At 45.6% G+C, this 16,731-nt stretch carries 10 protein-coding genes; 7 read left to right on the top strand and 3 right to left on the bottom strand.

The window, feature by feature from the left end; all coding sequences use genetic code 11:
* Positions 1–6 precede the first annotated feature (6 nt).
* The 3 genes from OCV20_RS23725 (at position 7) to OCV20_RS23715 (ending at position 4,955) form a co-directional block, all read left to right on the top strand.
* Positions 7–1,356: a GH1 family beta-glucosidase gene (locus tag OCV20_RS23725; protein WP_086773933.1), complete on the top strand. Its 1,350-nt coding sequence runs from the start codon at positions 7–9 to the stop codon at positions 1,354–1,356.
* A complete protein-coding gene (locus tag OCV20_RS23720) occupies positions 1,356–2,447 on the top strand; it encodes an ABC transporter ATP-binding protein (RefSeq protein WP_048611927.1) in 1,092 nt (363 codons plus the stop codon). Before OCV20_RS23725 ends, OCV20_RS23720 begins: the two co-directional genes overlap by 1 nt.
* Before the next feature lie 93 nt (positions 2,448–2,540).
* Positions 2,541–4,955 (top strand): glycoside hydrolase family 94 protein, encoded by a 2,415-nt coding sequence (locus OCV20_RS23715; protein ID WP_086773932.1) that lies wholly within the window; start codon positions 2,541–2,543, stop codon positions 4,953–4,955.
* 143 nt (positions 4,956–5,098) lie between these two features.
* Here the strand turns inward: OCV20_RS23715 and OCV20_RS23710 are convergent, their stop codons facing one another.
* Positions 5,099–6,046: an aldose 1-epimerase gene (locus OCV20_RS23710; protein ID WP_086773931.1), complete on the bottom strand. Its 948-nt coding sequence runs from the start codon at positions 6,044–6,046 to the stop codon at positions 5,099–5,101.
* A gap of 64 nt (positions 6,047–6,110) precedes the next feature.
* Here OCV20_RS23710 and OCV20_RS23705 point away from each other — a divergent pair, with 64 nt between their 5' ends.
* The 3 genes from OCV20_RS23705 (at position 6,111) to OCV20_RS23695 (ending at position 11,785) form a co-directional block, all read left to right on the top strand.
* Positions 6,111–9,185, top strand: a complete 3,075-nt coding sequence (locus OCV20_RS23705; RefSeq protein ID WP_086773930.1) for a GH116 family glycosyl hydrolase — start codon at positions 6,111–6,113, stop codon at positions 9,183–9,185.
* A 97-nt stretch (positions 9,186–9,282) separates the two neighbouring features.
* Complete coding sequence (locus OCV20_RS23700; RefSeq protein ID WP_086773929.1) at positions 9,283–10,296, top strand: LacI family DNA-binding transcriptional regulator; 1,014 nt, start codon at positions 9,283–9,285, stop codon at positions 10,294–10,296.
* Positions 10,297–10,471: 175 nt separating this feature from the next.
* The gene (locus tag OCV20_RS23695; RefSeq protein WP_086775497.1) at positions 10,472–11,785 is read left to right on the top strand and encodes an IS4 family transposase; all 1,314 of its coding nucleotides are present in this window, start codon (positions 10,472–10,474) and stop codon (positions 11,783–11,785) included.
* A 150-nt stretch (positions 11,786–11,935) separates the two neighbouring features.
* Here OCV20_RS23695 and OCV20_RS23690 read toward each other — a convergent pair whose 3' ends face one another.
* Both OCV20_RS23690 and OCV20_RS23685 read right to left on the bottom strand, forming a co-directional pair.
* A complete protein-coding gene (locus OCV20_RS23690; RefSeq protein ID WP_086774614.1) occupies positions 11,936–13,564 on the bottom strand; it encodes an ABC transporter ATP-binding protein in 1,629 nt (542 codons plus the stop codon).
* A gap of 12 nt (positions 13,565–13,576) precedes the next feature.
* Positions 13,577–14,071 (bottom strand): hypothetical protein, encoded by a 495-nt coding sequence (locus OCV20_RS23685; RefSeq protein ID WP_086774615.1) that lies wholly within the window; start codon positions 14,069–14,071, stop codon positions 13,577–13,579.
* 240 nt (positions 14,072–14,311) lie between these two features.
* Between OCV20_RS23685 and OCV20_RS23680 the strand changes: the two genes are divergently transcribed.
* Positions 14,312–16,672 carry a Lon protease family protein gene (locus OCV20_RS23680; RefSeq protein WP_017061577.1) on the top strand — a complete coding sequence of 787 codons (2,361 nt, stop codon included), beginning with the start codon at positions 14,312–14,314 and terminating at the stop codon, positions 16,670–16,672.
* Positions 16,673–16,731: the final 59 nt, after the last annotated feature.

Here is a 16,731-nt window from a genome sequence, read left to right as displayed (position 1 = left end):
ATAACAATGAATAAATTTCAACTTCCAAGTGATTCAAAGTTACGCAGTAAGGAATTTGTATTCGGTGTCGCGACATCTTCATACCAAATTGAAGGCGGCGTTGAAGAGGGCGGTCGCACACCGTCTATCTGGGACACTTTCTGTAAGAAGCCGGGCAAGGTCGACAATGGGGACAATGGTGATGTGGCGTGTGATCACTACCACCTATGGAAACAAGATATCGAGATGATTCAAGGCTTAGGCGTGGATGCTTACCGTCTCTCTATTGCATGGCCGCGTATCTTGCCGCAAGACGGTGTGGTGAATCAGCAAGGCCTTGAGTTCTACGGTCAGATCATCGATGAGTGCCATGCTCGTGGTATGAAAGTGTATGTGACTTTGTACCACTGGGATCTACCACAATACCTTGAAGACAAGGGCGGCTGGTTAAACCGAGAAACGTCTTACAAATTCGCAGAATATGCAGAAGTGGTGAGCAAATACTTTGGCGATACCATCGACGTATATACCACACTCAATGAACCGTTTGTGTGTGCGTTCCTAGGTTACCGCTGGGGCGAACATGCGCCGGGTATCAAGGGTGAGAAAGAGGGCTACTTAGCATCTCACCACCTAATGTTGGCTCACGGTTTGGCAATGCCAATCCTTCGCAAGAATGCACCTCACGCTAAGCATGGCGTGGTATTCAACGCGACGCCGGCTTACCCGCTGACGCCACAAGATCAAGGTGCGGCAGATTACTGCGAAGCGGAAAACTACCACTGGTTCATCGACCCAGTATTAAAAGGTGAGTACCCACAGCCGGTGGTTGAACGTCAAGCGATGAACATGCCAATGATCCTTGAAGGTGATTTAGACATTATCAGCGCACCGGTCGATTACATCGGTATCAACTACTACACACGTAATGTTGCTCGCTTTAACGAGAATGGCGACATTGAATCAGTCAAGCAAACCGATGCTGAACACACTTACATTGGCTGGGAAATCAACCCACAAGGTCTAACCGATTTATTGGTCAGACTGGATGCTCGCTACGAAAATATGCCGCCTATCTACATCACAGAGAACGGTGCTGCAGGTAACGACGAGCGTGTTAACGGACAAGTGATGGATGACCAACGAGTTCGCTACTTCCAAGGCCACATCGAAGCGGTTCACAACGCAGTTGAAGCGGGCGTGAAAGTCGATGGTTACTTCGCTTGGAGCCTGATGGATAACTTTGAGTGGGCATTCGGCTACTGCCAGCGTTTTGGCATCGTCCACGTTGATTACACCACCCAAGAAAGAACATTGAAACAGAGCGCAATTGCGTACAGAAATATGCTTCTAGAGCGCGCTGAGGAGAACAGATAATGGCTAAAGTAGAATTTAAGAACATCAAAAAATCATTCGGTGATGTTGAAGTTGTAAAAGAGTTTGATTTTACGGTTGAAGACGGTGAGTTCGTGGTTTTTCTTGGCCCATCTGGCTGTGGTAAATCGACTACGCTACGTATGCTTGCTGGCCTTGAAAGCATCAGCTCTGGCGACATTGTGGTTGGCGGTAAATTGATGAATAAAGTCGATGCGAAAGACCGTGACTTGGCGATGGTATTCCAAAGCTACGCTCTGTACCCACACATGACCGTTTACGAGAACATCGCGTTTGCCTTGAAACTGAAAGGCATGCCGAAAGCTGAAATCGATGTAGAAGTTTTAAAAGCGGCGAAAATGCTAGAGCTTGATCCACTACTTAGTCGTAAGCCGAAAGAGCTTTCTGGTGGTCAGCGTCAGCGTGTAGCAATGGGCCGTGCGATGGTTCGTACACCTAAAGTGTTCTTGTTTGATGAGCCGCTATCTAACCTCGATGCCAAACTGCGTGGCGTGATGCGTGAAGAGATCAAACACCTACACCGCGAGCTTAAAACCACCACGATCTACGTAACTCACGATCAAATCGAAGCGATGACACTAGCGGATCGTATTGTGATCTTGAAAGACGGCTATGTGGCTCAAGTGGGTACACCAACCGAAGTGTTCCAACGCCCTGCTAACAAGTTCGTCGCGCAATTCATTGGTAACCCATCAATGAACATGTTGGAAGCGAAGCTGATTGAAAAAGAAGGCGAATACTTCGTTGAACTTGGCGATGTTCATATCCCACTGCCAGATCGCTTTAAGTCTTTGGCGTCTAAAAACCTAGCGCTTCACTTTGGTGTTCGCCCAACAGATATCCACCTACGTGCCGAGCAAGTTGACCATGATCGCGTGTTGCCATTCCCTGTGAAAATCAAAGACAAGGAACTACTTGGCGCGAGCATTCTTCTGAAAACAGAAATTGGTGGTCAACCGCTGATGGTTGAAACCCAAGCCGCTGAAGTGGATGTGAAAGAGCTGACACTTTACTTGGATTTGGATGCCTTCCACCTATTCGATGCATTGAGTGAGAACTCGCTAGCGAGCTAGCCAGTCAATTTAAATCAGTCATTGAGCTGACACCAACCAACTTACGACAAATTGTTTTGGCTCCTCCTGAATTAGGAGGGGCTAGGGATAGTGATGATGAAATTCGGATATTTTGACGATAAAAACAAAGAATACGTAGCAACCACACCGTGCACACCGATCAAATGGTGTAATTATGTCGGCACATTAGATTTCGGCGGTATTGTCGATAGCAACGGTGGCGTACTGTTGTGTAAGGGCGATCCTGCACTCAACCGTATCACTAAGTACATTGCACAACTGCCAAACTCAGACTTTAAAGGTTCGACCCTTTATCTAAAAGTACGTGATGAAGCGGGCAACGTAGAAGTGTTCTCACCGTTTTACACACCAACCTTGAAGCCGCTGGATAAGTTTGAAAACCACACCGGTTTGTCTTACACCACCATCATTGCAGAAGCATTTGGCGTGCGTTGTGAAGCGACCTTCTTCGTGCCAAAAGCTGACCAAGTACTGCTACAAGACATCAAAGTCACCAACATTTCAGACAAAGCGCTGCACGTTGATGTGGTGCCTGTATACGAATTTACACACTTCGATGCGCTTAAGCAGTTACTGAATGCTGACTGGGTGCCACAAACCATGACACTTAAAGCGCATCAGCAAGAATCGGGTCATACCGTGCTTGAGCAGTATGCTTTCATGAAGCGTGACTACGCGGTAAACCTAATGACAGCGGATCGCCCTGCGACGTCTTTTGATGGTGATCGCCAATCATTCCTTGGTCAGTTTGGTTACGGCACATGGGCAGCCCCACAAGCGTTAGAAAACGACGAGCTTGGAAACACCGAGTGTTTGCGTGGCGACAACATTGGTGCACTGAATCTGCGCTTAGGTTGGTTATCTCCAGAGCAGACAGAACGTACAGTGGTACAAATCGCACAAGAACAGAGTCTAGAAGTAGCATTGCCTCTATTGGCTAAATACCGTGACCATCAAGTGGTCGATTCGGCTTTCGCTGAACTGGCTGAGCATTGGGACTCTTACCTACAAGCAGTTCAGGTTGAAACGCCAGATCCGGCAATGAACTCAATGCTTAACGTACACAACCCACGTCAATGCCACACAACCAAAAACTGGTCTCGTTACCTGTCTCTGTATCAGCTTGGTTATGGAGCACGCGGTATCGGTTTCCGTGACTCTTCGCAAGATACATTGGGCGTTATTACACATATGCCTGAGGAAGCGCGCGAATTTATCGAGCGTCTGCTTTCAGTTCAGAACACTAACGGTTCAGCGATGCACCAGTTCTTCCCATCAACGATGGAAGCGAACGCCGGTGATTCTCGTGAAGAAGAAGATCGCCCTGATTACTACGGTGATGATCACCTGTGGATCATCTACGCGGTCACTCAATACGTGAAAGAAACGGGCAATGCAGACTTCTTGAATAAAGCGATCCCGTTCTATCCAAAAGACAAAGCAGGTAACCCAGTCGAAACGGGAACGGTTTGGGAGCACCTGTGTCGCGCGATTGAATTTACGTACACCAATACCGGCGAGCACGGCCTACCACTGCTAGGTTTTGCTGACTGGAATGACACTGTGAACCTGCCAACGGGTGCTGAGTCGATGATGGTGGCGAACATGTATGGCAAAGCATTGCTCGACATGTTGGACTTGTGTGAGCTACGTGGCGAAGCGCAACTGACGGCTAAGTTTAAAGATCAGTACCAACAGATGCAGAGCACGGTGAATGAGTGTGGTTGGGATGGCGAATGGTTTGTTCGTTATTTTGATGAGCAAGGCTTACCAATAGGTTCTCATAAAAATGAGCAAGGTCAGATCTACACCAACGGTCAAAGCTGGCCTGTGATCTCTGGTTTCGCGACTCAAGAGCGTGCTACTCAGGCGCTAGACTCGGTTTACAACAAACTGAACACTACCAATGGCATTAAGCTTTCAACACCGGGCTACAATGGTTTTGATCCACAGCTAGGTGGCGTATCAACATACCCACCGGGTGCTAAAGAGAACGGCGGCATCTTCCTGCATTCAAACCCGTGGGTGATGATCGCCGAAGCTAAAATGGGCAACGGTGAACGTGCTTACGAGTACTACCGTCAAATTAACCCGGCTTCTAAGAACGACGACATCGATACCTTTGAGTCTGAGCCATACTGCTACCCACAAAATATCTTGGGTGACGAACATAAACAGTTCGGCTTAGGTCGTAATGCATGGCTTTCTGGTACTTCATCTTGGACATATGTAGCGGGTACGCAATGGATTCTGGGTGTTAGACCTGAAGTGGATGGTTTGCTGGTGGACCCATGTATTCCGGCGGAGTGGCCTGAATTTAAAGTCCGTCGTCAGTTCCGTGGTGCGACATACCATATTCATGTCACTAACCCGAATAACGTGTGTAAGGGCGTGATTGAGATGAAGGTCAATGGTGACCTGATTTCAGGCAACAAAGCACCGGTATTTACCTCTGGTGAGCACATCATCGAGGTGGTTTTAGGTTAACAAAGAGAAGGGCGCGTTATGCGCCCTTTATTGCTTCTTTAGTTTGGTTCTTTCGTTGCAATTGTTTCGTTGTAATTGTTTCGTTAGCAATGCGTTCTCTGGGGGCTGATTTCGCATTCAGCGGCTGCCTTGATTTGGTTTAGTTATTTGGGTTGATAGGTTGCTTGGCATTGCCAAATAAAGGTTTGAGATTGGTTCGGGGCAAGCGTTAATAAGCCAATCTGGTTATTGAATGCATCAGCAGGGCAAGTCATTGGTTCTATTGCAATACTTTGCTCACTCGTGGGCGTGTATAGCTGAACGAATGGGTAGCTCGCATCTTGTTGATAGTGAATAGCGGCAGACAAATCTGAGCGTGTAAACGTAAGTTGATTGGCTGTCTTGGAATCAAATTCGAAGCAGTGATTCAAGCTTTGAATGGTGAGTGAATCACTCAAAGATAAACGGTCAAAAGCGCGCTTTTCCCCATTGGGTAGGTCGTTTTCGTGTATGACCTCAGAGCAAGGCGACATAGCGAGTTCGCATTGTGCCAGTTCCGTACCGAGTGAAAAGTAAGGGTGCCAAGCATCACCGAATGGGAAGGCTGAATCACCAAGGTTAGAGACGGTTGTTGAAGAGGTAAGCTTGCCCGTAACGTCGATCGCGAAGGTGACATCAAGGCTGAAAGCAAACGGGAAAGCAGGGTGCAAAGACGATGTTTGATACTGCAACGTCACACTCGCGGATTCTTCAGTGACTAGGCTGTTTGTGATTGAAAACGGTTGGTTGTAGAGCAAGCCATGTACGGCGTGATCAGACCAAGGAAAGTTAGCTGGGAGTTGATGGTTTTGGTCATCGAAACTGTAACGACCTAAGTTTAAACGGTTTGGAAAAGGGAATAATTTAGCACTGCGGGAAAAGAACGGATGTTGGTTGATCAGTTCATCATAATTCTGATAACCACAAATAAAAGAGAATGGACTGTTGTTGACAATATATTTATTTATAACAGCGCCAAATCCATTGAGTATTTGAAGTTCCATACCATGTTGGTGGTTTATTAATGTGACTGAGTCAATATTTCCAAATTTTTCATTTATAATTTTAAACATGTTGATGTCTCCATTTTAAAAAGATATTAACAAGAAGAAAAAAATATTCAATGGCGGTTTTAAAATGAATAATAAAATTCCATATACAAGCTATTCAGGAAATTCAGAACATCTTTGTAAAAAAGGTGATGCAGTTGAATTTATTCAACCTTGGTACACGCCAATTTCCACTACGCCAGAAAACACTGGCATGGCAGTAGGCGGAATTGGTAACACATTTACACTGACGCCAAATGGTAACACGCCGAACTTCAGCTTTATTCCAGGTATATTTGTTGATTGTTCAGAGCAAGTGGTTAATTTTAATGATTTTTATGCCTCGGTGATGGGTGTGCCAACCATCGACACGCTACAAGTCAGTGATGAACAAGAGCTGAGTGTTCACCTAAACTTCTATCCTGCTTTGTTTGATGGTAAGAAGATTGAAAGCTCGGAAATGTCGAATGCGATTAACCACATTCGCGCGGCATTGAAAAATGGTCACTTCTACCAAGATAATAAATCTAACTTTATAAAGTGGAACGTTGAGTTTTCAAATAAGACTCAATTATTGATTGAAGAAGATTCATCTTCGATTATTTGTCAATTATATGTCGCCTTGGACTTCTTTAATGGTTTATTAATTGATGATACAACGAGATTATTATCACTTACTGCGGGTGAAAATAATGATACAGGTAGTGTTAATGGTAGAGATATAGAATATCAAGCTTTATATCCACTGGCTGAATATAAATACAGTAGTTTCGATGATATTAAAATAAAGCGTAAGGTAGTCTCTCCGATCGTTAAGGAGGACAAACGACTGTGTTCTTTGCCGATGCACTGGAATCACTTTGAATTAACCAATGATTCATCGCAAACACGTGTGATTACGCTTGCTCAGCCGCTACAAAACTTGATTGGCTCAACCTATCAAAAAGGTCGCGATGGTATTCAAGATTCGGCATGTACCTTGTCTCAAAATCCTATCGCTCAGCAGCATGAAGTGGTTAACTTAAAGGGCGAAAAACACAGCTTTACGGGTGTTCAGCTGACCAGCCAATCGCCTTATCAAAGCGATATTGAAGGTGAAGTGGTGTTTGGTGTTCAAGCGGATAATCAACTTACAGAATCTGGCAAGGTTTCGATTTCTGTCAAGCCAACGCTTTATACCTCTAAGACAGCGGAACAAACAGAGTTCGCACTGAAAACAGGCCGTACCAACGCTGAATTCCAAACAGGAATTTACACAGGGCGTGAAGCATTGAGCGCATTGGTTGTGGTTCAGGTTGAGTTAGAACCTGGAGAGTCTGTTGATCTACGTTTTGCTCAGGTGATGGCTCACAGCAAAGTCATGCTTAATGGCTGGCATTCAGACAAGGCCTACACGCAATTCTACCCGCAACCGCAACCTGCTCTGCCGATGTTAGAAGACATGTTGCCAAAACTCGAAACCATTGAGCAACAGATCGTCGAGCAACAAACGGCCTTCCTAGATCAAGCTCAAAGCAAGATCTCGCAGCCTGATTCAGCACTTCGCTATGCGACGATGGCGATGAATTCATTGTCCTTCCTAGCTGAATCAACGGTATGGGATAAAGAAGATAAGTTCTTGGTGAAAGAGTGTGTCGACTACCCATTCTTTAACTCTCTGGATGTGTACTTCTACGGTTCGTTCTCTCTGCTTTATTTGCTGCCTGAGCTTGATGGCTGCGTGATGAAAGAGTTCTCGAAAGCCATTTTGGCGGAAGACTTTACCGAGCGCCGATACTGGGAATACGAAGCGACGCCTAATGCAGAGTTGATTGATGACAAGTACCAAGGCGTACGTGCCATTCGAGGCGCGGTAATCCACGACTTGGGCAGCCCGTTCGACATTCAGCCTGATGCGTATAGCTGGCACAACGTGAAAGAGTGGAAGGACTTGGCGCCGAAATACATTCTTATGGTGTACCGCCACTATCAAAAGACACAAGATATCTCTGTGGTTGAAGAGTGCTGGCAGGCTGTCACTGAGAGCATCGACTTCTTATCGAACTTGATTGCTGAAGGCGATGATTTACCGCTCACCCGAGGCACAGACGATACCTTTGATAACCTCGCGTCTCACGGCATCTCTATTTACTGTGCGAGCCTGTGGGTAGCTGGCCTACAAGCCGCGAGTGAGCTTGCACAATTGATGGGCGAAAGTGATCTAGCTAGTGGTTACTTAACGCGTTCGAAAAAGGCGTTAGCAACAGTTGAGCAAAGCTTGTGGGATGACAAAGAGGGTTACTACCACTTCTTCGTCACGCCTGTTCAGGCTAAGCATTTAACAGGTCTGGGCTACAAAGACTTGGAAGCATTAGGGCTTTCACTGACTGGCGATGCGATTGCCGATAAGAACATTCTCAATGAGTATCTCAATGAAACAGATACTTCAATCAGCATCAGCAAGGTGTCTCAAAGAGTCTCTAAGAAGCGATTATTGAGCGAGACCGCGCCACAAGCCTTTACACAAGACTACTTAGATTTAGTACCTGATTCAAACAACAGCTTTGGCGATGCTTTATTGGCAGACAGCTACTTAAAGTTAATCGCACTAGAAGGTATTTTCCCACAAGAGAATATCCAACGCGCCCTAGATTATGTTTATAAGCACAACTTTGAGATCAATAGTCCTAAGCTTGGTGTCGCGAACATGACGCGGGCTGATGGTTCACCGCATGAAGCGTTCCAAGCGCAAGATGTGTGGATTGGCGTGCAATTTAGTGTCGCGACAGCGTTGAGTCTGGCGGGTAAATCTCAGCAAGCGGAAATATTGATGGATACCGTGTATACCGCGCTGTATGACTATTCAAAAATTCCATTTGCAGCGCCAGAAGGGTTCAACTGCTCAGTCTCATTTGATGAGGAAGATCTTTCAGAATCTTTTAAATTGTCACAAAATGATGCGAAAAAGTGGCTTACTGTCCTTAAATTACAAAAGTGTGTGCTATCTGACGGTCGAGTGAGTCCTAGCCTGACTAAAGACAGTGATAAATTTGTTAGTATGCTGCAAGGCGAAATCTCAGCGGAGCAAGCCATCGTTCTTCACAAATGGCTATTGAGCACTGGGTTGAAATATACCGCAGGTCGTTATTTCAGACCGGGGATGATTTTCGCCTACATGTATTAACTAAACGACACGAGTTTCAACAAAAGCAGTGGTATGCAGGTTGAAATAGGTGGGGAGCTTTCGGGCTCCCCAAATGTCACTGGATTAGGGTATCGAGATGCGCACTAAAACTAAAAAAACCACCGTATACGATGTAGCGAGACTTGCTGGTGTTTCCCCAAGCACGGTTTCTCGTTTTCTTAATCGAACCACTTATGTGTCGGATGATAAAAGTCAGAACATCGAGCAAGCAATCAAAGACACTGGCTACAAGCCCAATTTTCAAATGCAGGAGAACAACAACCGCCGTTCATTGACGATTGGTGTATTGGTGCAACACCCTGACAGCCCTTATACCAGTCGCATCCTCAACGACATGGAGAAAACTCTGATTGCCCAAGGCTACTCATTGGTCATCGCGACGGGGCACTGGCAAAAAAAGCTCGAGATACATGCGCTGGAGTACTTAGCTAAAAGTAACGTAGATGGCATGATCATCGTGACGGGCAGTATTACCAAAGACGACATCGCCAAGTACGCACAAGACATTCCGATTGTCGCGGTGGGTTACGACATCGTTGAGGATAACGTTCGCTCGATCAATATCGATAATGTGCTGGGTGGCTACATGGCGACTCTGCACTTGCTGCAACAGGGACATGTGAACATCGCTCATATCAAGGGGCTTTCAAGCCAACCGGATGCGGGGAGTCGCTTTGAAGGCTACAAGAAAGCCCTTCAAGAGGCGGGGATTAAAGTGATGCCAAAACTCGTCAAACAGGGCGATTTCAGCAGTGAGTCTGGTTATGAGAAAACTGTTGAATTAATAGAGTCGAAGGTTCATTTCTCCGCTTTGTTCGCAGCCAACGACCAAACCGCTTACGGGGCGATTAAGGCGCTACACGATCACGGTTATAAAGTGCCAGAAGATGTGTCAGTTATTGGGTTTGATGACTTACCAACGTCGAAGTATTTCACACCCGCGTTAACAACATTAAGGCAACCAATTGAAGAGATTGGCGAAGTGTGTGCTCAGTCGATCTTGAACTTGTTATCTGGCGAGCGGCATGAAGCACGATTGCCACCGATTGATTTGATCGTCAGAGAGTCGACTAAGTCTTTGTATCGATAGTGTGTAATGAAGTGATTTGATGACAGGGAATGACATTTCAAGATGAATTATTTCCCTTCAGAAACGAAAAATGTCGCATCCATGCGTAATGCCGATCAGTTAAGTAAAAAAGACTGGTTGAACGATCCTCCAAGGATGTCAAAATCCGAGTGTTTCTTTAACACTCGGATTTTTTATGTTTCTTAGACAAGCCCTTAATCAAGTCCATAACTTCTCTCCAGAACAGCTCTCAGGGTTATCAGACCTGCTGTCCCCGGAACTCGTCGAACAGTGCCTCCAAGAATCTGGGGTTGCGACTATTCGAAAGCGCAGGTTACCAATGGAAATGATGGTTTGGAGTGTTTTAGGGATGTCCCTTTACCGTCATTTATCGATGGATAAAGTAGTCTCGCAACTTGATATTCTCCTACCGGGTAAGAAGCCATTCGTCGCACCTAGCGCTGTCATACAGGCACGTCACCGACTTGGTTCCGACGTTATGGAAGCCGTGTTCAATCACACTCAACGACTTTGGCACCGCAAGACTCCTCATCCCGATTGGCATGGGTTAACACTTCATGCTGTAGATGGTGTTGTGTGGAGAACACCAGACACTAAAAGTAATGATGAGCATTTTAGTAGAACAGGCAATAAAACAACGATATCTGACTACCCTCAAGTGAGAATGGTCTGCCATATGGAGCTGACCAGTCATTTACTCAACAGCGCTTCATTCGACTCAGTATCTAAAAGTGAAGTCGACCTTACGATCCCGCTTATTGAACAATCTCCCTCAAACAGCTTAACTATTTTTGACCGCGGATTTTACGCCTTGGGCTTACTGCATAAATGGCAAACCAGTGGCGATGAAAAACATTGGCTGCTCCCATTAAGAAAAGGGGCTCAATACACTGTGTTATCGAAGGTAGGCCGAGGACAAGAGCTCGTTGAGCTCAAGCTATCACCTCAAGCTCAAAAGAAGTGGGTTGATGCCCCCAAAACTCTCCAAGCTCGTTTAATCACAAAGACGATTAAAGGAAAAGAAGTCCGACTATTAACGTCAATGATAGACACGATGAAATATCCTGGTGCTGATATCGCCGAACTATATAGCCATCGTTGGGAAATAGAGTTGGGGTATCGTGAGATGAAGCAATACATGCTTCAGAACCAACTTACGTTAAGAAGCAAAAAGCCAGAGTTAGTGAATCAAGAGCTTTGGGGAATGCTGGTTGCTTACAATCTACTGCGGTTCATGATGTGTCAAATGGCCTATCATCAGAAGTCAGTGATGCCTTATCAAATCGGCTTTAAACAGGCTTCATTATTCCTTGTTGGACAGCTTCAATTATTACCAGCGGTCGCACCGGGACGAATCCCAGAAGTAATAAACTACATACTGGATATGTCAGAAAGCTTTGTTTTACCTGAGAGGCGAGAACGAAGTTACCCAAGAGCAGTAAAAAAGAGGCCTTGTCGCTATGCGACAAGGCCTCCAAGAAGACGCTAAACGATGCTTAACTTACAAGCATTACGCATCCATGCGACATTTTTCTTTTGGCGGCCAAACCAGTTTTGCTATATCCATTCTAGAGTGCAATCCATTAGGAGATTATTCAGAATGTACTTATAAGACGCTGTTAATGTTGATTAGTTCCCTCTACGCGGCATTTTTTTTCGATTTATTTTCTAAGTCGAATGACGCTGCGATCAGTTTCTTGGTGTAGTCGTTTTTCGGCGCATTGAAAATCTCTTCTGCAGACCCTTCTTCCATCACTTCGCCCTTCTGCATCACTAATACACGATCCGACAGTGCTTTTACTACCGAGAGATCGTGACTGATGAACAAGAAGCCGATATTGTGCTTGGCTTGAATGTCTTTGAGTAGGTCAATCACGGTCAGTTGTACTGAGCGATCGAGTGCCGAAGTTGGTTCATCCAGCAAAATGAAGGAGGGTTCAAGAATCAACGCGCGAGCAATCGCGATACGTTGTCTTTGTCCGCCGGAAAACTCATGCGGGTAGCGGTTAATTGAGTTTGGCTCTAAACGAACCTCAATCAACGCTTTGCGCGCTCTTTCTAATCTCTCTTTCTTGGATAGATGAGGTTGATGCACAGTTAAGCCTTCGGTGATGATTTCCCCAACCGTCATACGTGGTGATAAAGAACCATAAGGATCTTGGAACACCATCTGCACATCTTTCTTGAGCTTGTGACGCTCTTTGTCGTTCAATAAGCTAATGTCTTGGCCTTTGTAAACAATGCGTCCGCTGCTTGGCAGCAAGCCGATTAATGCACGTCCAAGAGTTGATTTACCTGATCCGGATTCACCAACAATACCCAAGGTTTCGCCTTGTTTAAGATTCAACGAAATGCCTTTTACGGCTTCGAAGTACTGACTTTTACTCTTGATGAAGTGTGATTTCACCAAGAACTGAACTCGGATGTTGTCAGCACACAATAGCTCTGGGGCTGTCGCCTCAACAGGAACCTTAGCGCCTTTCGGAATAGAGTTAATCAGCATCCGTGTGTAATCGTGCTTAGGGTTATCGAACAGTTCTTGTGTTTGCCCTTCTTCAACCAATTCCCCTTTACACATGACGAGTACACGGTCGGCAAAGTGTTTCACGACGCCTAGGTCATGGGTGATGAACAAAATCGCCATCCCCATTTTGCCTTGAATCTCTTTGATAAGAGAAAGTACTTCCGCCTGAACGGTCACATCCAATGCGGTGGTGGGTTCATCGGCAATCAGAATATCCGGTTCATTGATCAGTGCCATTGCGATCATGATGCGCTGTAACTGACCACCCGAAAATTCATGCGGGTACTTGGTGTAAGCCTGTTCTGGCATTGGTAAATGAACCAGATTGAAGAGCTCTAGTACGCGCTGTTTTGCTTTTGATTTCGATACATTGCGATGACACATAATGGCTTCCGCCACTTGAATGCCAACACGAAGGTAAGGATTGAGAGAGGTCATCGGCTCCTGAAAGATCATGCCGATTCTATCGCCACGAATTGACTGCATCTCTCGCTCAGTTTTTCCAAGAATCGATTGTCCCTCAAACTCGATGTCTGATTGTTTATCAATAATCGCGTTATCCGGAAGCAAACGCATAAGCGCGTTGGAAGAGACGGATTTACCTGAACCTGATTCACCAACAATGGCCAAGGTTTCGCTTGAGTTAAGGGTAAAGTTAACCTTTTTGACCGCATCAATGATTCCATCATTGGTTGTGAAGCTAACGGAGAGGTTATTGACTTTAAGTATGGCCCGGTCCGACATGATATATCCTTATCAATTTAAGACATTAGGTGAAGATTGAACTTCTGGCGTTGTTTTAAGTTGCCCAAAATGGTGATGAGCACGTTGAATTTGTTCTAGTTCGAGCATCCAATGCGAACTACGCTGAGCGCTGCAAAAAGCGATCAGGTGATTGAGTAAATCTTCGCTCTGCTTTTCCAATAACCCAAAGGTACGTTGAATCAGCTCAGTGTTCTCAAGAGAGATAAATTGCATCAGAGCGTAAGATTGATTCAAGGTATCGAAGGCTTGTTGATGCTGACCTAAACGGTTGAGTATCTCTGATTGAGCGACACTCGCATCTCTCAACCCGGCAAGCAGGCAGGCAAACTGGCAAGGCTTAATATCGCTTTGGTATGCTGCATCTTGGATGTGATGAGGAAGTGAGGTTAGAACATCACCATACAGGCGCTGTGCTTCAGGCCAGTGACCTTGTTCCATTAACTGTTCAGCTTTTAGGTAGTGCATCCAGCATCGTTCAATTTCCATATCCACATCCTCAATTTATAATATATGAAAATGTTAATGATATTTATTATCAATTGCAAATTAAAATCATTCACACGTTAAGTTGGTGAATTAAATGACGAGCTATTCCTAAAAATGGCTTAAATTGTGTGTTATTTGTTCAGTTGAACAGCTGTGTAGCGTAAGTCACTAAATTTGTAGGAAATTACATCTACACTGATTTTATCTACACCCAAGTAATGAAGGACTAAGGAGGCGGCGATGGCGATGCAAAGACTCAATACAGAACAGCTGTATCAGGTAGCGGATTTAGACAAGCTACCATGTAAGTCGACCAAAGAACTGGCTCCAATTGACGAAATCGTCGGGCAGGAACGGGCACAAAAAGCCGTTGAGTTCGCGATGTCAATCAAGGAAAAGGGTTACAACATTTATGCGATAGGGCGAAATGGTCTGGGTAAACGCACCATGATCTTGCGCTATCTTAACCGTCACCCTCAAGAAGTGCAGGAGCTTTTTGATTGGTGTTATATCGCGAACTTTGAAGATATTCGTACACCTAAGGTACTGAAATTGCCGCGTGGCGTTGGCAGCAGCTTAAAGCAAGATATTGAAAAATTGATGCGTAAACTGCTGAAAGGTATGCCTTTAGCGTTTGATAATGAGATGTACTTTAGCCGTGCTGACAGGCTTAAAAACCAATTAGCAGCTAAGCAGCAAGCCGCGTTAGAAAGCATTAGCCAAGAAGCGAAAGACAAGGGCATTAACCTGACGATCACCACTCAGGGTGATTACCAATTTGTGGCCATGAATGGCGATGATCTTCATACCGAAGAGAGCTTTGATCTGCTTTCGCCGGAAGAGCAAGATCAATTCGATAAAACCATTGATGGATTGGAAGTCGGCCTACGAACCATCTCTCGTGAGTTGACGGAGCTTGAAGAGACGTACACTGAGAAAATTCAAAAGCTTAATGATGATACGGCGCGAGATGTGATCACTCACTTCATCAAGCAATTGAAGAAGGATTACAGCCAATATCCAGACATCAAAAAGTACCTAACGGCACTGCGTAAAGACATTGTCGACAACGCTGACATCTTCTTAGAAGAGAGCACGGAGCAAGCCGAAGTTGCAACGGCCTCTTTGGATAAGAAAATGCCGCGTCGCTACAAGGTTAACGTGATTGTGAGCCAAAAGGAGGAGACTCTGCCGATCGTGGTGGAAGAGAATCCAAATTATCACTCTCTGTTTGGCTATGTAGAAACGGCAACGTTCAAGGGCACCGTATTTACTGACTTCTCATTGATTCGCGCAGGTAGCTTACACAGAGCGAATGGCGGTGTATTGCTAATGGATGCGGTGAAGGTACTTGAGCAGCCGTACGTTTGGGAAGGCTTGAAACGAGCACTGCGTTCACGTCAATTGAGCTTCACTTCATTAGAAAAAGAGGTGACCTTAACGGGCGCGGTATCGCTTGACCCAGAACCGATTCCATTGGACGTTAAGATCATCCTGTTCGGCGATTACCGAACTTACCAACTGCTGCAACACTACGATGCAGAGTTTGGTGAACTGTTCCGTGTGACGGCCGATTTTGAAGATGAGATGAAGCGTACTCCCGATTCTGAAATGCACTACGCGCGCTTTATTTCGAGCATCGTGCACGACAACAACATGCTGCATTGTGACCGCAAAGCGATTGCTCGCATTATTGAGCACAGCTCTCGCCAGGCGGGTGACCAAGGTAAATTGTCTCTGCACTCTGCTCACATTGCGAATCTGCTTCGTGAATCAAACTACGTGGCGAGAGGCTCAAAATCGAACCTGATTCGTGCAACGCACGTCGACCAAGCGTTATCTAACCAACAGATGCGTGTCGGACGACTGCAAGACAGTGTGATGGAAACCTTCACTAACGGCACAACGCTAATCCATGTTGATGGTCAGGCGGTTGGGCAAGTGAATGCACTTTCTGTACTCAGCACGACGGATCATATGTTTGGTGCGCCGAACCGAATCACGGCAACCACCGCTTACGGTGATGGTGAAGTGATTGATATTGAAAGAAACGTAGACCTAGGTGGCAGTATTCACTCGAAAGGGGTGATGATCTTGTCGGCTTACCTTTCTTCCGTATTTGGTAAGACAGCCAAAGTCCCGCTTACCACTAACATCACCTTCGAGCAATCGTATGGTGGCGTCGATGGTGACAGTGCGAGTATGGCCGAGTTCTGTGCGGTGGTGTCAGCGTTTTCTAAGCAGCCAAACCGTCAAGACATCGCGATTACTGGCTCGATGAATCAGTTTGGTGAGTCTCAGCCAATTGGTGGGGTGAACGAGAAAATTGAAGGTTTCTTTGATGTGTGTGAAATCAAAGGGCGTTCAAACGAACAAGGGGTGATCATCCCGCGTTCAAATGTTCACAACCTGATGCTGCGTAGCGATATTGTGAAAGCGGTTGAAAAGGGTGAGTTTAATATCTGGGCGATTGACCATGTAACAGAAGCGATTGAGCTGTTCACAGGCAAAGCCGCAGGTGAAGCAAGTGATGAGGGTAGCTATCCAATTGATACTATCTTTGGTATCGCCCAAGCTAAACTGAACGCACTGCGCAAATAGCTGGAATATATAGATACATAGTTTGATAGCTAATTAGATAGCTAAACAAACAGATAAAC

Origin of the sequence: Vibrio coralliirubri, assembly GCF_024347375.1 — a bacterium.
In the GTDB taxonomy this organism is placed as follows: domain Bacteria; phylum Pseudomonadota; class Gammaproteobacteria; order Enterobacterales; family Vibrionaceae; genus Vibrio; species Vibrio coralliirubri.
This window is presented reverse-complemented; position numbering and strand designations above follow the sequence as displayed.